General features: G+C 52.7%; 22 protein-coding genes. 13 read left to right on the forward strand and 9 right to left on the reverse strand.

What is annotated here, in order from left to right:
- The first annotated feature begins 14 nt into the window (after positions 1-14).
- Positions 15-410, forward strand: coding sequence for a lysozyme inhibitor LprI family protein (locus Y71_RS17015; protein WP_007374333.1), 396 nt, complete (start codon positions 15-17; stop codon positions 408-410).
- On the opposite strand, the gene rutR is transcribed toward Y71_RS17015, so the two are convergent.
- A complete protein-coding gene (gene rutR / locus Y71_RS17020) occupies positions 407-1045 on the reverse strand; it encodes an HTH-type transcriptional regulator RutR (RefSeq protein WP_007374332.1) in 639 nt (212 codons plus the stop codon). The two genes, Y71_RS17015 and rutR, sit on opposite strands and share 4 nt — an antisense overlap.
- A 279-nt stretch (positions 1046-1324) precedes the next feature.
- Between rutR and rutA the strand changes: the two genes are divergently transcribed.
- Genes rutA through rutF form a run of 6 tightly spaced genes read left to right on the forward strand, consistent with a single transcriptional unit; the run spans position 1325 to position 5421 of the window.
- On the forward strand, positions 1325-2416 hold the full coding sequence (rutA, locus tag Y71_RS17030; protein ID WP_007374331.1) for a pyrimidine utilization protein A: 1092 nt from the start codon (positions 1325-1327) through the stop codon (positions 2414-2416).
- Positions 2416-3108 carry a pyrimidine utilization protein B gene (gene rutB, locus Y71_RS17035; protein ID WP_007374330.1) on the forward strand — a complete coding sequence of 231 codons (693 nt, stop codon included), beginning with the start codon at positions 2416-2418 and terminating at the stop codon, positions 3106-3108. The genes rutA and rutB overlap by 1 nt, the downstream gene beginning before the upstream one ends.
- An 11-nt stretch (positions 3109-3119) precedes the next feature.
- Positions 3120-3506, forward strand: a complete 387-nt coding sequence (gene rutC, locus Y71_RS17040; RefSeq protein WP_007374329.1) for a pyrimidine utilization protein C — start codon at positions 3120-3122, stop codon at positions 3504-3506.
- A gap of 7 nt (positions 3507-3513) precedes the next feature.
- Positions 3514-4326, forward strand: a complete 813-nt coding sequence (gene rutD, locus Y71_RS17045) for a pyrimidine utilization protein D (RefSeq protein WP_007374328.1) — start codon at positions 3514-3516, stop codon at positions 4324-4326.
- Positions 4323-4913 (forward strand): malonic semialdehyde reductase, encoded by a 591-nt coding sequence (locus Y71_RS17050; protein WP_007374327.1) that lies wholly within the window; start codon positions 4323-4325, stop codon positions 4911-4913. Before rutD ends, Y71_RS17050 begins: the two co-directional genes overlap by 4 nt.
- A 10-nt stretch (positions 4914-4923) precedes the next feature.
- Positions 4924-5421: an NADH-dependent FMN reductase RutF gene (gene rutF / locus Y71_RS17055; RefSeq protein ID WP_007374326.1), complete on the forward strand. Its 498-nt coding sequence runs from the start codon at positions 4924-4926 to the stop codon at positions 5419-5421.
- Here the strand turns inward: rutF and Y71_RS17060 are convergent.
- Positions 5402-6325, reverse strand: a complete 924-nt coding sequence (locus Y71_RS17060; protein ID WP_007374325.1) for a DMT family transporter — start codon at positions 6323-6325, stop codon at positions 5402-5404. The genes rutF and Y71_RS17060 overlap by 20 nt on opposite strands.
- A gap of 129 nt (positions 6326-6454) precedes the next feature.
- Complete coding sequence (locus tag Y71_RS17065; RefSeq protein WP_071532050.1) at positions 6455-6628, reverse strand: con-10 family general stress protein; 174 nt, start codon at positions 6626-6628, stop codon at positions 6455-6457.
- A 394-nt stretch (positions 6629-7022) separates the two neighbouring features.
- Here Y71_RS17065 and wrbA point away from each other — a divergent pair, with 394 nt between their 5' ends.
- Both wrbA and Y71_RS17075 read left to right on the forward strand, forming a co-directional pair.
- Positions 7023-7619, forward strand: a complete 597-nt coding sequence (gene wrbA / locus Y71_RS17070) for an NAD(P)H:quinone oxidoreductase (RefSeq protein WP_007374323.1) — start codon at positions 7023-7025, stop codon at positions 7617-7619.
- Between the two features lie 20 nt (positions 7620-7639).
- Positions 7640-7867 carry a YccJ family protein gene (locus Y71_RS17075; RefSeq protein ID WP_007374322.1) on the forward strand — a complete coding sequence of 76 codons (228 nt, stop codon included), beginning with the start codon at positions 7640-7642 and terminating at the stop codon, positions 7865-7867.
- A 34-nt stretch (positions 7868-7901) separates the two neighbouring features.
- Here Y71_RS17075 and agp read toward each other — a convergent pair whose 3' ends face one another.
- Positions 7902-9101: a bifunctional glucose-1-phosphatase/inositol phosphatase gene (gene agp / locus Y71_RS17080; protein WP_050998977.1), complete on the reverse strand. Its 1200-nt coding sequence runs from the start codon at positions 9099-9101 to the stop codon at positions 7902-7904.
- A gap of 192 nt (positions 9102-9293) precedes the next feature.
- On the opposite strand from agp, the gene Y71_RS17085 reads away from it, so the two are divergent.
- Together Y71_RS17085 and Y71_RS17090 are read left to right on the forward strand one after the other, a co-directional pair.
- Entirely contained in the window at positions 9294-9743 is a 450-nt protein-coding gene (locus tag Y71_RS17085) for a winged helix-turn-helix transcriptional regulator (protein ID WP_007374320.1), read from the forward strand.
- 126 nt (positions 9744-9869) lie between these two features.
- The gene (locus Y71_RS17090; protein ID WP_007374319.1) at positions 9870-10652 is read left to right on the forward strand and encodes an SDR family NAD(P)-dependent oxidoreductase; all 783 of its coding nucleotides are present in this window, start codon (positions 9870-9872) and stop codon (positions 10650-10652) included.
- A 36-nt stretch (positions 10653-10688) separates the two neighbouring features.
- Here Y71_RS17090 and Y71_RS17095 read toward each other — a convergent pair whose 3' ends face one another.
- From Y71_RS17095 to Y71_RS17105, 3 genes are all read right to left on the reverse strand, one after another.
- Complete coding sequence (locus Y71_RS17095) at positions 10689-11411, reverse strand: YnfC family lipoprotein (protein WP_007374318.1); 723 nt, start codon at positions 11409-11411, stop codon at positions 10689-10691.
- Positions 11412-11503: 92 nt separating this feature from the next.
- A complete protein-coding gene (locus tag Y71_RS17100) occupies positions 11504-12340 on the reverse strand; it encodes an SDR family oxidoreductase (protein WP_007374317.1) in 837 nt (278 codons plus the stop codon).
- 10 nt (positions 12341-12350) lie between these two features.
- Complete coding sequence (locus Y71_RS17105; protein WP_007374316.1) at positions 12351-13067, reverse strand: SDR family oxidoreductase; 717 nt, start codon at positions 13065-13067, stop codon at positions 12351-12353.
- Between the two features lie 162 nt (positions 13068-13229).
- Here Y71_RS17105 and Y71_RS17110 point away from each other — a divergent pair, with 162 nt between their 5' ends.
- A complete protein-coding gene (locus tag Y71_RS17110) occupies positions 13230-14123 on the forward strand; it encodes an AraC family transcriptional regulator (protein WP_007374315.1) in 894 nt (297 codons plus the stop codon).
- A 1-nt stretch (position 14124) separates the two neighbouring features.
- Here the strand turns inward: Y71_RS17110 and Y71_RS17115 are convergent, their stop codons facing one another.
- Entirely contained in the window at positions 14125-15507 is a 1383-nt protein-coding gene (locus Y71_RS17115) for a diguanylate cyclase (RefSeq protein ID WP_007374314.1), read from the reverse strand.
- Positions 15508-15922: 415 nt separating this feature from the next.
- Here Y71_RS17115 and Y71_RS17120 point away from each other — a divergent pair, with 415 nt between their 5' ends.
- Positions 15923-16507, forward strand: coding sequence for a helix-turn-helix transcriptional regulator (locus Y71_RS17120; protein WP_007374313.1), 585 nt, complete (start codon positions 15923-15925; stop codon positions 16505-16507).
- A 761-nt stretch (positions 16508-17268) separates the two neighbouring features.
- Here Y71_RS17120 and Y71_RS17130 read toward each other — a convergent pair.
- Positions 17269-18024 (reverse strand): SDR family NAD(P)-dependent oxidoreductase, encoded by a 756-nt coding sequence (locus tag Y71_RS17130; RefSeq protein ID WP_007374311.1) that lies wholly within the window; start codon positions 18022-18024, stop codon positions 17269-17271.
- Positions 18025-18504 lie beyond the last annotated feature (480 nt).

The following is an 18504-nucleotide window of genomic DNA, read 5'->3' on the forward strand; positions in this document are numbered from 1 at the left end:
CTGAAGGGGATGGGATGAAACGTTGCATGCTGGCGCTGACTGCGCTGTTAATGAGCAGCCCGCTGCTCGCGGACGAGTGCGAAAACGCCTCGACACAGGCTGAGCTGAATAGCTGTACTGCCGCACAATATCAGGCGGCGGATAAAAAGCTGAACCAGACTTATCAGAGCGCCATTAAGCGCGCCGCTCCCGCGCAGGCGTCACTGCTCAAAAAAGCGCAACAAACCTGGATAACGCTGCGCGACAGCGATTGTGCCTTTGTCAGTTCCGGCGTCGAAGGCGGAAGCGTGCAGCCGATGGTGGAAAACCAGTGTCTGACAGATAAAACCAACGAGCGCGAAGCCTGGCTGGCCTCGCTGCTACAGTGCGGCGAAGGCGATGTCAGTTGCCCGCTGCCGCCCGGCCATTAACGGACGCGGATGCCTTCAATGATCATGCGCTGCACATTATCGACCGTGCGCTGAAAGAAGGCCTCATCCTGTAACGTCGCGCCAGTGACGGCTTCCACCTGGATGGCGAAATCGGCGTAGTGCTGGGTTGAGGCCCAAATCATAAAGATCAGATGATGCGGATCGACCGCCGCCAGTTTACCGCTGGCGATCCAGCCAGCAATAATGGCCGACTTCTCCTCCACCAACGTTTTTAAATCCCCCGTCAGCTCCGCTTTCAGCAGCGGCGCGCCTTGCAACATCTCCTGGCAGAAAAGTTTTGATGCCTGTGGATAATCGCGTGAAACCTCCAGCTTCAGACGGATGTACTCCTTGATCGCCACCAGCGGAGTGAAATCTGCGCGGAAGGCTTTCAGCGGCGCCAGCCAGATATCCAGGATCTGCCGCAGCACGGCAATATAGAGCGCCTCTTTCGACGGGTAGTAATAGAGCAAATTGGTTTTCGACACGCCCGCGCCTTCGGCGACCTGCTCCAGCCGTGCGCCGTGAAAACCCACGCGGGAAAAGATCTCCAGCGCCGCCGTCAAAATCGCCTGTCGCTTCTCATTAACCGCCTGCGTACGTTTACCGACCCGCTTCACCGTACCCTGTGCCATTTTCTCTCTCCTTTTGGTTGGCAGCAGCATAGCAAAAGGCGCACGGCGACTCGACCCTGTGCACTCTGATTGCACATGAATGCCTGTTTTTTGTGCACCGTTTTTGACCATTTAGTCCACTTTTTTATGGTTCATTTCATCAACTTTCAGTTAACACCTTAATAACAATGATCTTTTCATTGTTGGCATCCGCTTTGCAAACCCTTGATTGCGCGGCTGAAAGGAAAATGCAGGATGCAACGCCACGCCAGACATTCACCTGACAAAGCGAGGTAGGTAATGAAAATTGGTGTTTTCGTTCCGATTGGCAACAACGGCTGGCTGATTTCAACCCATGCGCCACAGTACAAGCCGACCTTTGAACTGAACAAAGCGATTGTGCAGAAAGCGGAGCATTACCACTTCGATTTCGCGCTCTCGATGATCAAGCTGCGCGGTTTTGGCGGCAAAACTGAATTCTGGGATCACAACCTTGAATCTTTCACGCTGATGGCCGGGCTTGCGGCGGTCACTTCGCGTATTCAGATCTATGCGACTGCCGCTACCCTGACGCTGCCGCCCGCCATTGTCGCGCGGATGGCATCGACCATTGATTCCATCTCCGGTGGGCGCTTTGGCGTAAATCTGGTGACCGGCTGGCAGAAACCGGAGTATGAGCAGATGGGCCTGTGGCCCGGCGACGACTACTTCTCTCGTCGCTATGACTATCTGACGGAGTACGTGCAGGTATTGCGCGATCTGTGGGGAACCGGCAAAAGCGATTTCAAAGGCGAATTTTTCACCATGAATGATTGCCGCGTCAGCCCGCAACCCACCGGCCCGATGAAGGTGATCTGCGCCGGGCAAAGCGATGCGGGAATGGCATTTTCCGCGCAATACGCTGATTACAACTTCTGCTTCGGCAAAGGTGTTAACACCCCAACCGCGTTCGCGCCAACTGCCAAACGTATGCAGGAAGCGGCCAGCGCCACCGGGCGCGATGTCGGCTCCTATGTGCTGTTTATGATTATTGCCGATGAAACCGACGAGGCGGCTCGGGCCAAATGGGAGCACTACAAAGCAGGCGCTGACGATGAAGCGCTGGCATGGCTGACCGAACAGAGCCAGAAAGATACCCGTTCCGGCGCGGACACGAATGTGCGTCAGATGGCCGATCCGACATCGGCGGTAAATATCAATATGGGTACGCTGGTGGGTTCGTATGCCACGGTAGCGCGCTTACTCGATGAGGTTGCCAGCGTCCCCGGCACCGACGGCGTATTGCTTACCTTTGATGATTTTTTACAGGGCGTCGAAATGTTCGGCGAGCGCATTCAGCCGCTGATGCAGTGCCGTAGCCATATTCCAGCCCCAACACGCGAGGTTGCCTGATGATTACCCTCAACGCACGCCCGGAATCGGTCGATTTTTCTCCTGAGCGCAGCGCCCTGATCGTAGTGGATATGCAAAATGCCTATGCCAGCCCCGGCGGCTATCTGGACTTGGCCGGGTTTGATGTCTCGGCCACCAGGCCGGTGATTGAGAATATCAATATTGCCGTTGCCGCCGCCCGCAAAGCCGGGATGCTGATTATCTGGTTTCAGAACGGCTGGGATGATCAGTACGTGGAAGCCGGTGGCCCCGGTTCGCCGAACTACCACAAATCCAACGCGCTGAAGACCATGCGCAAACGCCCGGAATTGCAGGGCAAACTGCTGGCGAAAGGTGGCTGGGATTATGAACTGGTGGAGGAACTGAAACCGCAAGCTGGCGATATCGTACTGCCGAAACCGCGTTACAGCGGCTTCTTTAATACGCCGCTGGACAGCCTCCTGCGCAGCCACGGCATCCGCCATCTGGTGTTTACCGGTATTGCCACCAACGTCTGCGTTGAATCCACGCTGCGTGACGGCTTTTTTCTCGAATACTTCGGCATCGTACTGGAAGACGCCACCCATCAGGCTGGCCCTGAATTTGCCCAGCAAGCCGCACTGTTCAATATCGAAACCTTCTTCGGCTGGGTGAGCGATGTGCAGACTTTCTGTTCCGCCCTGGCACCTCAAAAACTGGTCAACATTGCGTAAGGAGACTCATCATGCCAAAACAGGTCATTATTCCACCGGGTACCACCACCCCTATCGCCCCGTTTGTTCCGGGCACGCTGGCTGACGGCGTGGTCTATGTTTCCGGCACGCTACCGTTTGATGCCGACAACAACGTGGTGTTTGTTGGCGACCCAAAGGCGCAAACGCGCCACGTGCTGGAAACGATCAAACGCGTGATCGAGACCGCAGGTGGCACGATGGAGGATGTGACATTCAACAGCATCTTTATCACCGACTGGAAAAATTACGCCGCGATTAATGAAGTGTACGCCGAGTTTTTCCCCGGTGATAAACCAGCACGTTTCTGCATTCAATGTGGTCTGGTGAAACCCGATGCGCTGGTGGAGATTGCCACCGTTGCGCACATCGGTCAGTGAGGATGCCATGAAACTAACCCTGAGCGATGCGCCGTACGCAGGTGCGCCAGTGGTGGTGCTGAGCGCCGGGTTGGGCGGTGCTGGCAGCTACTGGCTGGCGCAACTCGCGGCGCTGGAAGCGCATTACCAGGTGGTGCACTATGACCAGCGCGGAACCGGCAATAACCCGGCCACGCTGCCGGATGGTTATAGCATGCAGGATATGGCAGCGGAGCTATACCAGGCGCTGCAGGCGGAAAGAATTACCCGTTTTTGCCTTATCGGCCACGCGCTGGGCGCCCTGATTGGCCTGCAACTGGCGCTGGATTACCCACAGGCGGTAAACGGTCTGGTGCTGGTGAACGGCTGGCTACAGTTGAACGACCATACGCTGCGCTGTTTCCGCGTGCGTGAGCGGTTACTGGCTGCGGGCGGCGCGGAAGCCTGGGTACAGGCGCAGCCGCTGTTTCTCTACCCGGCAGACTGGATGGCCGCTCATGCGCCCCGGATGGAAGCGGAGGAAGCGCTGGCGATGGCGCATTTTCAGGGCACCGGCAATCTATTGCGTCGCCTGGCGGCACTGAAAAATGCCGACTTCAGCCGCCGCGCCCAGGAGATTCGCTGCCCGACAAACATTATTTGCGCGCGAGACGATCTGCTGGTGCCCTGGACCTGCTCTGCCGACCTGCAAGCAGCAATCCCTGGTAGCCGGTTACAGGTGATGGAACGCGGCGCGCATGCCTGCAATGTCACCGAAAGTGAAGACTTTAATACCCTTTTACTCGACGGGCTGCACAGCATGCTGCCCGTTCTGACTCTGGCTCAGAAGGAGAATTTATGAGCGAAGCCGTCAACGCTGCGGCGCTGGATACCCTGTTCAACCAGGCGCGCACCCACAATGGCTGGCTGGAACGGTCGGTTAGCGATGAGACGCTGCAACAGGTTTACGATCTGCTGAAAATGGGGCCGACGTCGGCCAACTGTAGCCCGGCGCGGTTGGTGTTTATCCGCACGCCGGAAGGTAAAGAGAAGCTGCGTCCGGCGCTCTCCAGCGGCAATCTGGCAAAAACGCTCAGTGCGCCGGTGACGGCCATCGTTGCCTGGGACAGTGAATTTTATGAACAATTGCCGGTGCTGTTTCCCCATGGCGATGCGCGCAGCTGGTTCACTTCCAGCCCGCAACTGGCGGAGGAGACGGCATTTCGCAACAGCTCCATGCAGGCGGCCTACCTGATTTTCGCCTGTCGGGCGCTGGGGCTGGATACCGGCCCGATGTCCGGTTTCGATCGCGCCGTTGTCGATAGCGCATTTTTTGCCGACAGCACCTGGCGCAGCAATTTACTGGTCAACATTGGTTACGGCGATCCCGGCAAACTCTACGATCGCCTGCCGCGTTTGCCCTTTGCTGATGTCTGTCAGTTTGCATGAGGTTTAGGTTATGAGTATCGACAGCACCACGTTTCGCGACGCGATGGCCTGTGTCGGCGCGGCGGTCAACATTATCACTACCGATGGCCCGGCGGGCCGTGCCGGTTTCACTGCCAGCGCCGTGTGCAGTGTGACCGATTCACCGCCGACACTGCTGGTATGTCTTAACCGTTCGGCGTCCGTCTGGCCGGTATTCAGCAATAATCAGGCGCTGTGTGTGAATACGCTGGCGGCGGGACAGGAAGGTTTATCGAATCTGTTTGGCGGCAAAACGCCGATGGAGGAACGCTTTGCCGCGGCAGGCTGGCAGCAAGGCGAAACAGGTTGCCCGCGTCTGACCGGTGCGCTGGCCTCGTTTGACTGCCATATCAGCCAGGTTGTGAGCGTTGGTACGCACGATATTCTGTTTTGCCAGATTGTCGATATTGCCCGCCATCCAACGCCAGAAGGGCTGGTGTGGTTTGACCGGCGCTATCACGCCCTGCCAGCTAACCTTCCGACTGTTTAACGCTGTTTTCAGGCGCTGGCAACGGCGCTTTTTTCTTTTTCAGCTTCAGTTCGCTGACCAACACACCCAGCACAATCAATGCCCCGCCAAACAGCGCCAGCAGCGGCAAACGCTCACCGGCCAGACGACCAAATACGCCCGCCCACACCGGTTCACCCGTGTAAATCACCGTCGCGCGTGTGGGCGATACACTGCGCTGCGCCCAGTTCATGACCACCTGAATAATTGCGCTGAAGATCCCCAACCCCAGCGCAACCAGCAGCAGCCCCGGCGACAACGTCGGTACCGATTCGCCAGAAGGAATCATGGCGGCAAAGGAGACCAGCGAAGCCGTCAGTAGCTGCACCACCGTCACCCGCCGGACATCGACTTTCCCGGCCCATGCGCTGATCAGGATGATCTCAGCGGCAATCGCCACCGCGCTGGCAAGCGTAATGATCTCCCCTTTCCCCAGCGCCAGCATATTGCCTTCCGGCCCGGCCAGCAGCAATAACCCGCTAAATGCCAACGCGATCCCAATGCACGGCATCAACCCCGGCATCCGCCCCAGACACAACCACTGCAACAGCGGCACCAGCGGAACATACATAGCGGTGATAAATGCCGATTTACTGCTGGGTATAAATTGTAAACCCCAGGTTTGCAGGCTGTAGCCGAGGGCGATGGCGATACCGATCACCCCACCAGCTTTTATTTCCAGCCAGCTGATGCCGTTTAAGACTCTCAGCGAGAGTAGCGCCACGGCCAGACCGGCGGTGGCAAAACGCAGGCCAACAAAGAAAAACGGGCCGCTCATTGTCACGGCATACTGCACCGCAAGAAATGTACCGCCCCAAAACAGGGTGATGACGATCAGTAACGCTTCCTGGGGTTTGACGGAAAAGGCGTAACGGGAGAGGGACATAACACACCGACCAGAGGAGAAACCCGTAGTGTGCGTTGGCGCGACGGGTTGCGCAAGCGCAAAAAAAACCGCCGGGTTTCCCCGGCGGCGGGCGTGAACGACAAGCCTGCAGGTTGTCAGTATCAAACGTTAGCTTTCACGGCTACCGTGACTATTTTTGCCCCCTTTTTTACCGGCTTCAGATGCGCGCTGAGGATCGTTTTTGAAATTACCCCCACTTTGCTGCCCACCTTTGCGGCCTGCTGCTGATGCTCTTTCACGGTCTTCAGCGAAGTTACCTGCTCCACCACGATGGTTTGCCATGTCTGACCTCCAGATAAGTGAAATGTTAGACATCATACTGCATTCAGTAAAAGAGGATTCTTTCACCGCACGACGTGAAGGCCGAGCCTTTAACAGCGTCGTGTGGAACTAAGCTTAGTGGAACACAATCATTCATCCAGTGAATGGTAATATTCTGCAACAGCTTCTCTGCCTGAAACCCGATATTCCTTAAGCGAAACCGATAAGCCTCTCTTAACGCTTCAAAATAACGCTGCCGCAAATATGTGTCAGATTGTAACAAGCAGACTGATTGTTCTTAACTTGTTATTTATCAAAGAAATGGCGCTCTTACTTGCACTCTGGCGATCACGTCATACGCTTAAGAAGAACGCAGCGATGTGCTGCCGAAATCAGCTAATCAGGAGTGATGCAAATGGCTAAAGTGTTGGTGCTTTATTATTCCATGTATGGACACATTGAAACGATGGCGCATGCAGTCGCGGAAGGCGCGCAGAAAGTGAATGGCGCAGAAGTGGTCATCAAACGTGTTCCTGAAACAATGCCTGCCGAGCTGTTCTTAAAATCTGGCGGTAAAACGCAAAATGCCCCCGTCGCCACACCTCAGGAGCTGGCCGACTACGACGCGATTATTTTCGGTACGCCAACCCGCTTCGGCAATATGTCCGGGCAAATGCGTACATTCCTGGACCAGACTGGCGGATTATGGGCATCCGGCGCACTCTACGGCAAACTGGCGAGCGTCTTTAGTTCCACCGGTACGGGCGGCGGCCAGGAGCACACAATTTCCTCAACATGGACTACGCTTGCACATCATGGAATGGTCATCGTGCCGATTGGCTATGCCGCGCAAGAGCTGTTTGATGTCTCGCAGGTGCGCGGCGGTACGCCTTATGGCGCAACCACTATTGCCGGTGGTGATGGTTCACGTCAGCCCAGCAACGAAGAACTGTCAATTGCCCGTTACCAGGGCGAATATGTTGCTGGCCTGGCAGTAAAATTGAACGGCTAACCTTCATCAGGAGGAGACAGATGCCAACTCAAGAAGCGAAAGCCCATCGCGTCGGTGAATGGGCCAGTTTACGCAATACCTCGCCGGAGATCGCCGAGGCTATCTTTGAAGTCGCCGATTACGACGAGGTACTGGCAGAGAAAATCTGGGAAGAAGGCAGCGATGATGTGTTACTTCGCGCCTTTGATAAAACCGACAAAGATGAACTCTTCTGGGGTGAACAGACGATAGAACGGAAAAATGTGTAACCACTCGCGCCCCCGCCTTCGCGGGGGCTTTTTTTTATTTCGCTGCATCACGCATCAGCGCATTAAATTTATCTACCGGGCAGAAACCATTGCTGTCTATCGGGCAGCCTTTTAGCGCCAGGGTGACGCGCTGAGCCGGGGAAGCCAGCGATAGCGGCTCAGTGTTTCGCAGTTGTTCCGTACTCTGATAAACGTATTCAATTTTCATGACATCGCGTTTACCCGCCGTGTCGTGCCAGCGCTGGAACACAATTTTCCCGCCGATGGGCGTACGCTCGTACTGGTTATGCAACTGGTAAGGCTCGAAATTGAGCGCGGTCAGCAGGGAGGCAATGTTGGAGTCATGCCCGACCAGAACGGTGATTTTCGGCGCGCTACTTGCCTCTTCCACCAGCGTTTTGTCGAGGTATTTCACCAGGGGTTTCGCTACATTGCGCGCCACTTCAGGCGAGGTGAACAGCGTGTCCTGATAACTGTTTTTCAGCTTCGACAATAGGCGCCATTGCGCGTCGCTTTTAATCTCTCCCCACGCAACCTGATCGAGCGGGAAACCTTCGTAATATTGCAGTGTAAAGGCATCCACCAGCGAATTGCCGACTTTCAACGGCCCGGACACGCCCGGCTCCTGCTGATATTTTGCGCTAAAGGTATCTTTTGCATCGGTGAGTGAGCACTGCTGTTTCTCTTTACAGGCCGGAGATGCGCGATAGTGCGTGATTTTTTCCAGCAACTGGTAACTCTCATTCAGCGCAAACTTCTGGCGCTGCGCCTCCATTGCGTTGACCGCCTGCTGGCTGAATTTAGCCGAATCTTCGGTGATCACCGGATTAAAAGTGGGATCCATGGTGCCCATTTTTTCCTGATGATGAACCGGAACATCACAGCCAGGAAATGCGCCGTTGGTGAAGAATTGCGCGGTGGCAACCGTGCGTTGCAGACTGTTAGCCCAGACGTAGACACTGTTCGCGGATGGACACTCTCCCGCTTTCAACAACTGCTCTTTGACCAGCCATTCACGCATAAAATGGCCCATGTACACTTCCAGTACGCCGCCTTTGGTGGTCAACTCACCGCCTGGTACGTCCCACTGCGGCCAGCGGTTCGGCGTCGATTGTTCCAGTACGCTGCCGTTATTGGCTAACGGCGCACGCAGGTTGTGGCGGCTCATGATCAAAACCTGTTGTAATTGATACCCTTGAGGTATCTCCTGCGCCAGCGCGACGGGTGCGGACATGGCAATGGCAATAGCGCTTACCCTGATCAACTTTTTCACTCTTTTTCCCTCATTTCACGGCCTGAAAGCAAAATTGTGACACATTTATGACACTTCGCCGTGTACGGTTGTCCGGAGTGTGCACTGGCGCAAAAAGCGATGTTTTCACCGCCCTTCTGGTTTTATAATAAAACCATTAACCGGAGGATCCCCATGAAACGTACCCGTATTGAAGAGACCTTTTGCCCCGTTGCCCGTTCGCTGAACATTATTGGCGACTGGTGGTCATTGCTGATTGTGCGCGATGCGTTGGCTGGCGTTTCGCGTTTTGGTGAGTTTCAAAAAAGCCTCGGGATCGCCAAAAATATGCTCACCGCACGGCTTAAGCTGCTGGTAGAAGAAGGAATATTACAGACCCAACCGGCATCTGATGGCAGCGCCTGGCAAGAGTATGTGCTGACCGAAAAAGGTCGCGCCCTGCAAACCGTGCTGGTCGCCCTGTCGCAATGGGGTAATGAGTGGTTGTTTACCCGCGGGGAACCCGCCAGCGTGCTGGTCGATGAGGCTTCACGCCGCCCATTGCGCAAACTGATGTTGCAGGCGGAAGATGGTCGCGAGCTGCAACCGGAAGAAGTGGTATTGCGCGTCGCCAACAGCGAATAACCCACATTTTCTTTCCCTGAGAATAAAATCGCATTTTTTGCCCTCTTATTTGGTTGCATAATAAAACCATTTAGCCGATGCTGTAGCGGTTGCATGATAAAACCATTTACCTTCGAGGAATTGAGAATGACAACCACTGCTCTTATTACCGGCGCCTCTTCAGGGATCGGCGCAGTCTATGCCGACCGTCTTGCTGCCCGTGGTTACAACCTGCTGTTAGTTGCGCGCCGTGCCGATCGTTTGTCGGCGCTGGCGGCCGATCTTCATCAGCGTTATGGCATACAGGTAGAGACACTGGTTGCCGACCTTAGCCAGTCAGCGGATATTGCACGCGTGGAAACCGTGCTGCGCGAGAACGCAGCAATCGATTTTCTGGTCAACAATGCAGGTGCCGCGAACATGGCGTCGTTTCTCTCTTCAAGCGCTGAAGAGCATGAAGCCATTCATACGCTGAATACCACCGCGCTGATGCGCCTGACGCTGGCGGCACTGCCGCGCTTTGTCGAAAATGATCGTGGTGCCATTATCAATATCGCTTCAGTCCTTGCTTTTCACGCTCGTGCAGACAGCGCCTTGTACAGTGCCACCAAAGCCTGGGTACTCAATTTTACCCGTGGTTTGCAGGAAGAGTTTGCTGACAGCCATGTGCGTATTCAGGCCGTATTGCCTGCGGCAACAGCCACGGAAATTTGGGGCCATTCCGGCGTCACGCTGGATATGCTACCGGAAGGTTCCGTGATGACCACCGAAAACCTGGTCGATGCCGCCCTGGCCGGGTTTGATCAAGGGGAGTTAGTGACCGTGCCGCCAGTGGAAGATCTGCAACTGTGGCACAATTTTGATGAAGCCCGGCTGGCTCTGTATAGCGCCTCACGCAATGGCAAACCGGCTTCCCGTTATACGCTGTAATGTTATCCGGGAGCCGCTAACGGCTCCCATTAAGGTTTAGTAGAAACTGGCCTGCGTGGTGACGGTCATGTTCGGCATCGGTGCCGGTTGCCCTTTCTCGGGCATAACCGTTACATGGCACAGCGTGGGAATATGCCGCTTATCATACTGGCAGGCATTTGTTGCGCGAAAACCGGGCTGGTAAGCCGATTGATTCACCAGCGTGTAATCGACCGGCTTATTAACGCTATCCGGATAGGTCACGCTGTTTGAACTGGCAACCATACCCGAGGCATAAAATTCCGCTTTGATTAAATTCCCGTCCGCATCATAAAAATGATCCACAATCTTCTGCTCTCCCAGCATGACAGACTTCAGTTGGCCTTGCGCATTGGTGACGAAATCCAGATGGCCCGCGCTGTCATCGCGGCTCAACAGATTACATTTGCTGTCGAGGGTGAATGACAGGGGGTTCCCGTTCTGAGTACCTTTCAGCGCGTTTCCCTCTTTCACTAACACAGTCTGCATACGATTTACGTTGTCGGTGCTGTTCAGCGTTTGAACACAGCCATCAGCGGAGAGCGTCATGCTGAGTTGATACACGGCTTCACCTTTATCATTGACCGCAGAAGTATTCAGCGACTTAACGTGACCGACGACGGGGTTGAAATCCATCAGCGTTGAGAGGTTTAAAAGAACCGGGTTGTAGGCTTGCTGTGCGCTGGCTGCCGTCGCAGCCAGACCGAGCGCGACAGCCAGCAAATAAGGAGAGGTTTTCACTTTCGCCATCCTGTGACGTAAAGCGTCGAGGTTATCAAATATCAGTAGCTTAGCAAGCACAGCGGCAACCCGCGCTGCGCTTGCTGCGTTTTCTAATAATCCGTTGCTTCGCCAGCGCCTTTCCAGCGGGCAAGATCCTGACTGACCGCGCTGATTTTCTCCTGCGCCAGTTGATGGGCAATCTTGCCGGAGAAAAGATGCAGCGGCGGCGCGCTGACACTTGCGGCCTGGATCATCAACAGCGCCAGCTTTTCCGGATCGCCGGCCTGTTTGCCATCAAGCTCATGGCGGTGCAAATCCAGCGAAGCCTGCGCAGCGCGATAGGCTGGCGGCGTGTGTGAAGCCGCCTTCAGGCTCGCATCAGAGAGAAAACCGGTGCGAACCGGGCCAGGGTAGACCACCGTCGCCGTGATCCCTAATTCGGCCACTTCGGCGGCCAGCGCCTCCGTTAAGCCAGCCAGGGCAAATTTGCTGGCAACGTAGCTGCCCCACCCCGCATAGCCGCCCTGAAAACCGACGATCGAAGCAATGTTGAAAATATGCCCGCGTCGCTGCTCACGCAAATGGGGTAAGGCATGGCGAATGACATGCAGCGGCGCGAAAACATTAATGTCAAAGTTATCGCGCAGCTCGGCATCACTCAGTGTTTCCAGCGCACCGTACTGGCCGTAACCCGCATTGTTGACCACCACATCAATGCGGCCGAACCGGGCGACCGTTTTCCCGATTGCCGACTGTACACTGGCTTCCGATCGCAGATCGACCTCCAGCGGCAAAAAGCGTTCGCTCTGCGCATCTGGAACATGTTGCAGGCTTTGTAGCGTACGCGATGTGGCGGCGACGGAATCTCCCCGCGCCAGCAACTGGCGCGCCAGCGATAACCCCACACCTCGCGCTGCGCCAGTGATAAACCAGACTTTTTTATCCATCTGCGCCTCCTTAATATGGGCTTTGTGTTGGGCGAACAATCATTTCGCTGACATCGACGCCATCAGGCTGTGCAATAGCCCATGCAATGGCTTTGGCTATTGCGTCGGCGGGCAGCGCAATGCGACGAAATTCCTGCATCGCCGTTTTTGCGCCGTCATCCGTGATGTGATCGGCCAGTTCCGATTCCACCACACCGGGGCTGATGACGGTGACGCGGATCGTTTCCGTCTCCTGACGCAATCCGTCGGAGATGGCGCGAACGGCGAATTTACTGGCGCAGTAGACCGCTGACGAGGGGAAAACAGTATGCGCGCCAATTGATGCCACATTAATGATCTGCCCGCTGCCCTGCTGTTCCATAACCGGCAGCACCGCAGCAATACCATTGAGGACGCCGTGCACATTGACATCAAGGGTTTGTCGCCACTCATCCAGTTTCCGCGCCGCCAGCGGCGAGAGCGGCATAACACCGGCGTTATTGATCAGCACATCGATGCGTCCGTAGTTCGACAGTGCAAAATCCGCCATCCGTTGCAGGTCGCCAGCCTGTGTCACATCCACTTGCAATGCATCGATATTGCCCAGTTCCTCCTGCAGACGCTGTAACTTTGCCAGCCGCCGTGCACCGATAATCAAATGATGCCCTTCCTGCACCAACTGCCGCACGGTGGCTTCGCCAATACCGCTACTGGCACCAGTCAGCAGGACAATTTTGCGCTTCGTCATAAGGTGATCTCCTGTGTTGTGTCACCAGCAACAGAGTAGGCGGCGAGCAGGAGGCAAAACAGGTCCATTCTTATCTGATGATTGCCTGTTCCTCTTCATCTTGTTCACATAAAGAACGCAAAACGGCAGAATGGTTGCTTAATTGTGATGAGGAGAGAAGCAATGAGCGCTGAAATGGTGTCGCTGCTGAGCAGCCTGGCGCCCAACGAAGGTTACACCTGCTCGCGGCTCGATACGGTACGCTTCATGCGCTCCGATCGCCCGTTGGGACGTACGCCGGTAGTCTATGAGCCATGCATCGTGATTGTCTGTCAGGGATATAAACGCGGTTATCTCGCCGACCGGGTCTACCATTACGACAAGCAGCATTATCTGGTGCTTTCGGTGCCGCTGCCCTTCTCTACCGAAACGGAGGCCAGCGCAGAAGAGCCGCTGCTGGCTATTGCCGTACGGCTGGAGATGACGGTTTTGCTGGAGTTAATGAGTGAGCTGGAGCATTCAGCCGTATCTGCAACCGCCGCGCCGGAAGGGATAATTTCCACGCCGCTGGAACCCGACTTAACGGATACCACGCTTCGGCTGCTGCGCGCGCTGGCATCGCCGCAGGAGGCCAAAATCCTTGGCCCACAGATCGTTCGCGAATTGTATTACCGGGTTTTGATGGGCGCGCGAGGCGGTGCGATCCGGGCCGCGCTGGCCAGCCAGGGACAATTCGCCGCCATCTCCCGCGTCCTGCAGCGCATCCACACAGAGTTTCCGCAACCGCTGCATGTCAGCCGGCTTGCAAACGACATCGGTTTAAGTGTGCCAGCCTTTCATAAACACTTTAAAGCCGTGACCGGGACTTCACCGCTGCAATACATTAAATCGGTGCGGCTTAACCAGGCACGGCTGATGATGATCCGGGATAATCTCACCGCCGCAGGCGCAGCATTCCGCGTCGGTTATGAAAGCCCCTCACAGTTTAATCGTGAATTCCGCCGTCTGTTTGGTCGTAGCCCCGGCGAAGAGGCAAAAGAGATGAAAGCGGCATTTTCACTGTTTCCACCGATATAAGTCACGGGGCGGGTTTCCACAACTCAACGCGGTTGCGCCCACGTTTCTTGGCAATATAGAGCGCTTCATCCGCCGCCTGAATTAACCGTTCATAGTCCGGATGACCGCTAAACATTGCCGCACCGATGGAGAGCGAAAGCGGAATCGTCTGGCCGTCGGGTGATTTGATCACGGTTTTTTCGACGCGTGAACGGATGCGTTCAGCAATTCGTGTCGTATCAAATTCGGAAGCCTCGGTTAAGACGATCACGAATTCGTCCCCGCCATAGCGGAATACATAATCATTGCTGCGCACGTTGTCATAAAAGGCCGCTGACACTTTGCGCAAAATTTCGTCCCCGGTGTGGTGTCCCCAGGTATCGTTAATTTGCTTAAATTTATCAACATCAATAACCAGCACCGACAAGGAAGTGGAGGCTCGTTTTGCCTGGGCGATTTCACGTTTAAAAATAGTCGGTAAGAAACGACGATTGAGCAGGCGTGTCAGTACATCCATACCCACTTCATGACGGGAGACTTCTTCAAAAAGTTCACGCAGCAACGTGCTGATTTGCGATACATTTTTTCTAAGCTGAATAAGGAATTTGGTACGCAAGCTGCGATTACTTAAGGCTTTGGTCGTCTCGCGGGTATTACGGAAGACTTCGTCAATATCCTGAATTAACCGGGAAATATGGCCAGCCTCGGCGATACCACTGAAATAATGGCGCCCTTTATGGTTAAACCATAAACCAAAATCAGCCTGGCTCAGGGACAGACTGTTACCTAAATCGGCATCAAGGACAATTCGATAGACAAGATCGATTTCCCATGCCAATAACGAGGCGATTTGTCGCTCTTTCTCCTCTTCAGCATTCTCCAGCAAAGAGAAGATACGGTAGTTTTCATCCTCTTTTGACGCATTATGTTCAGTGAATGAAAAGGCGCGGGACATAACTTCCATCGCCAGATCGATACTGTTTATTGTGAAATGGTAGACTTGCAGTTTTTCTGCCGGTGCATAATCTGCGGAATTAATTACCGGGTAAAGGAGCTTTTTAAGCACCCGAAATCCCATCTCTACCAGCTCCACGGAAATGCCAATGCGCGCATGAACCGCAGCAATCGTTTGTTGTACTTCGATCAACCGTTCTACGTCATCTATCTGGCATGCAAGCACTTCTGCGATCCAGCGGGCAAGCGCAGCTTTAAGCTGTCTTTCTACTTGCTCATTAGACAAAAATTCAGCCGCTTGCGAATCGGTTAGTACCACAGTATAGAATTCCTGGCTCAGCAGTCGTGCATGATTCTTCCCAACGTCAGCGGCGATAAGACGAATGTGTTCATCTGTTCTCTCGAGCAAATTGACCCACTCAGCCTTCATATTCTTAAGGTAAGTCTCCATCATTCAAATCCTTACGGTAGTAGATGTTGTTCTTGCCCGTTACCGTCAGCACGCAGTTGTCGTCGTTATCAGCACATAATAATCGCAAGAAAACTTTGGACGCGTTTATGACCCCTTTCATCTTCTTAATTAAGACTTAAAAACTACAAATGCAATTAATTAAGGCATAAAAAACCAACTGCAGACAGTTAAGAAACCAAAAAAACCATTTATCACCTGTCAGTATCGACGCCAGTAACACGTCAATGGAAGTATAGTCTGTCTGCCGATGTGCATCATTGTGCAGATTCTTATTTACCGCAGAAACGAGTTAAGGTTGATTTAAGATTATTTAATTATCCGAAATAAAAAATAATAATTAGAATTGCAGGATATAAATTTAATTCCTCCGACAATTTTTACGGTATTCAAAAATATGAAAATATACTCCGTCAGTGAAGATGCTTATCTTCAGCATGGCATCATGTCTTTTGCCAGCACGCTAAACATCGAGATAATCGAACATAAACTGAATGCTTCATTGATTAATAATTTATCTTTCGATGACATTGTCATCCTTCACCTTGATATAAAAAGTAGCTCTTGTGCGTGGGCTATATCGACACTCAACAAAACCTGCAAGCTCTTAGTGATTATGCGCAGCGCACGTAATATTGTCATTGATGAAGCTGATGAAGTCTTGAAATCAAGAGTTTCTCTTACTGAATTTAGCCAGGCACTACAGCGGATTATCAAAAAACAAAAAAATCCGACACCAAAAGACAATCACCTGAGCGATATTGAATATATGATTATCAATGAATCGCTCAAAGGTAAGAATATTGATCTTATCGCCGACACACTTAATATGCCGCCCAAAAAGGTCTATGCCTATCGGAATAAAGCCTGTAAAAAACTGGGGGGCAAAAAAATTAGCGATTTACTGCTGATAAGAGAGAGTCTGCTTGCAGAATCCAGCGCCTTCTTCGCTCCCTCAGCCACCAGCATGGCAATGATGTAATCACCTGAAAAATCACTCCGTCTGTAGTTCCTCTTAACTACAGACGGATATTTATCTGTACGCACCTCTCTGTACCACCTTCTGACCACGCATCAAATCTGAAGCCATCGCTACCGTAATATGCCCGCCAGGCGCAGCCTATACGGCTACAACTGCCTTTCCATCATAAACCATACAACTATCATGAGGCGCTCTTACTAAAGGTAATGGGTTGTGATTACCTGCGTTCAGGAAAATGCCTGTTAGTTAATATCAGTATGTCAGGTAACGTTTTTATTCCGATAACAGGACACCATGCTCCGGAAATATTACAGGACGCGGCAGAATTCATCGCTAAATTAAGGTTGCCATGCTGAAGGAAGTACGAAAACAGGGCCAGACGGGTATTTACGAACTATATTGAGAAGAGTTTTCGAACAGAGGTATGAATGAGCTTTTTTGATGACCACAATATGATCTCAATAACTGAGGATAAAATGCTCACCGAACATAGTTTTTTCGCCTATCTGATTTTCCCTGTCAGGATGACATTATCAGGCGCGGCTAAAAACAGAATGCCGGGGGCATTTTATCCTTGTTATTTACATTTGAAGCAAAATAGTGCAGATGCGTATTTATATGTACACAGATTTAAAAAACGGTTTCCGGCAATACTCCTCACATTCCTGTAACAGGAACGAAAGATACTGAATATAAATCCACTCATGACGAGCGTTATTATCGTTTTTTTTGAAACTTATTCGCCTCCGTCGCGAGATTAATTAACGCATCACCATACCGCCGTCGATGATAATCGTTTGACCAACAATATAGCTGGCAGCCGATGAGCTTAAGTAAACGATAGTATTGGCGACTTCTGAGCTGCGTCCAATGCGCTGTAAGGGAATTGCATCCGCCATCTCGCGGACCAGGGCACCAGAGATCTCTTTCGTATTCATTGACTCAATCATACCTGGCGCAACAGCATTTACCCGAATTCCCTGCGGCGCAAGTTCTGCCGCTAGCGTACGCGTGAAGGCCAGCAGCGCGCCATTGGAAGCACTGTAGTTACTTTGTCCTATCGCGGGAACAATTGCGGCAATTGACGCTACATTAATGACCGATGCATTTTCAGCACTTCTGAGCAGCCTCAGTATTTCTTTCGTCAATCTGAAGGTATTAAGCATATTACCGTCGATTACGGAGCTGAAGTCATCGAAGCGCATGGATGCAAAAAGATTATCGTTAACCACGTCAGCATTGTTCACCAGCACATCCACTTTCCCGGTCTCACTGGTCAAACGGGAACCAAGTGCCGCCACCGCCTCAGGATCCGCCAGGTTGCAGTGAACAATATGCAAGTTCTGCCCCTCGGGATGTTCTGTTTTCAGTTCGTGCAATTGATCGGCACAGGATTCATGCAGTGCATAGACTACGGCATGCTGCTCCAGATATTGCTGGCAGATTGCGCGGCCGATATCGCCATTTGCCCCGGAAACTAATACTGTTTTATTTTTCAGATCGCTATATTTGTACATAACTTGCTCCATCCTTAGAGTGACTACGAAAGATTAATGTTTAAGAAACAGACTTCAGATACTCACATCGCCAGATTCCACTGGCGATATGAGTTGATATTACTTACAACCCCACCAGAATACCTGTGCTGATGACTTTGTCAGCTCCAGCACAAGACCTTTACTACCGCCGAACGATGTTTTGTTACCGCTATTATTTACGGTTTGAGCCGTAATTAATGCATACCCTTCGGTGGCCATATTGCTTGTCCACGTTTATTTTTTAGTTCCATTATTTATCCAGTGAAGTTTAATACTGAATTATCAAAAATATATGTGCATAAAATCACTATCAGCACATGTATTACACCAGTCATTTACTCCTAACCGGCAATAAGCCGGCTTTTATTTTTTATCAATCAAATGACGTCTGGCAAAGATGAAGTTACTACACCAGGCGTGGACAGTGCGTCCAATCTCTATAAAAGAAGCGATTCTTTT

This window comes from Kosakonia radicincitans DSM 16656 (genome assembly GCF_000280495.2).
In the GTDB taxonomy this organism is placed as follows: Bacteria; Pseudomonadota; Gammaproteobacteria; order Enterobacterales; family Enterobacteriaceae; genus Kosakonia; species Kosakonia radicincitans.

Bases quoted from the DNA above. Each gene is read 5' to 3' on its own strand.
- wrbA (WP_007374323.1), top strand. From the start codon at position 7,023: ATGGCTAAAGTGTTGGTGCTTTATTATTCCATGTATGGACACATTGAA.
- Y71_RS17120 (WP_007374313.1), top strand. From the start codon at position 15,923: ATGAAAATATACTCCGTCAGTGAAGATGCTTATCTTCAGCATGGCATC.
- Y71_RS17100 (WP_007374317.1), bottom strand. From the start codon at position 12,340: ATGGATAAAAAAGTCTGGTTTATCACTGGCGCAGCGCGAGGTGTGGGG.
- Y71_RS17115 (WP_007374314.1), bottom strand. From the start codon at position 15,507: ATGGAGACTTACCTTAAGAATATGAAGGCTGAGTGGGTCAATTTGCTC.
- Y71_RS17060 (WP_007374325.1), bottom strand. From the start codon at position 6,325: ATGTCCCTCTCCCGTTACGCCTTTTCCGTCAAACCCCAGGAAGCGTTA.
- rutC (WP_007374329.1), top strand. From the start codon at position 3,120: ATGCCAAAACAGGTCATTATTCCACCGGGTACCACCACCCCTATCGCC.
- agp (WP_050998977.1), bottom strand. From the start codon at position 9,101: ATGTCCGCACCCGTCGCGCTGGCGCAGGAGATACCTCAAGGGTATCAA.
- Y71_RS17090 (WP_007374319.1), top strand. From the start codon at position 9,870: ATGACAACCACTGCTCTTATTACCGGCGCCTCTTCAGGGATCGGCGCA.
- Y71_RS17110 (WP_007374315.1), top strand. From the start codon at position 13,230: ATGAGCGCTGAAATGGTGTCGCTGCTGAGCAGCCTGGCGCCCAACGAA.
- rutF (WP_007374326.1), top strand. From the start codon at position 4,924: ATGAGTATCGACAGCACCACGTTTCGCGACGCGATGGCCTGTGTCGGC.
- Y71_RS17065 (WP_071532050.1), bottom strand. From the start codon at position 6,628: ATGGCAAACCATCGTGGTGGAGCAGGTAACTTCGCTGAAGACCGTGAA.
- rutR (WP_007374332.1), bottom strand. From the start codon at position 1,045: ATGGCACAGGGTACGGTGAAGCGGGTCGGTAAACGTACGCAGGCGGTT.
- rutD (WP_007374328.1), top strand. From the start codon at position 3,514: ATGAAACTAACCCTGAGCGATGCGCCGTACGCAGGTGCGCCAGTGGTG.
- rutA (WP_007374331.1), top strand. From the start codon at position 1,325: ATGAAAATTGGTGTTTTCGTTCCGATTGGCAACAACGGCTGGCTGATT.
- Y71_RS17075 (WP_007374322.1), top strand. From the start codon at position 7,640: ATGCCAACTCAAGAAGCGAAAGCCCATCGCGTCGGTGAATGGGCCAGT.
- Y71_RS17015 (WP_007374333.1), top strand. From the start codon at position 15: ATGAAACGTTGCATGCTGGCGCTGACTGCGCTGTTAATGAGCAGCCCG.
- Y71_RS17105 (WP_007374316.1), bottom strand. From the start codon at position 13,067: ATGACGAAGCGCAAAATTGTCCTGCTGACTGGTGCCAGTAGCGGTATT.
- Y71_RS17130 (WP_007374311.1), bottom strand. From the start codon at position 18,024: ATGTACAAATATAGCGATCTGAAAAATAAAACAGTATTAGTTTCCGGG.
- rutB (WP_007374330.1), top strand. From the start codon at position 2,416: ATGATTACCCTCAACGCACGCCCGGAATCGGTCGATTTTTCTCCTGAG.
- Y71_RS17050 (WP_007374327.1), top strand. From the start codon at position 4,323: ATGAGCGAAGCCGTCAACGCTGCGGCGCTGGATACCCTGTTCAACCAG.
- Y71_RS17085 (WP_007374320.1), top strand. From the start codon at position 9,294: ATGAAACGTACCCGTATTGAAGAGACCTTTTGCCCCGTTGCCCGTTCG.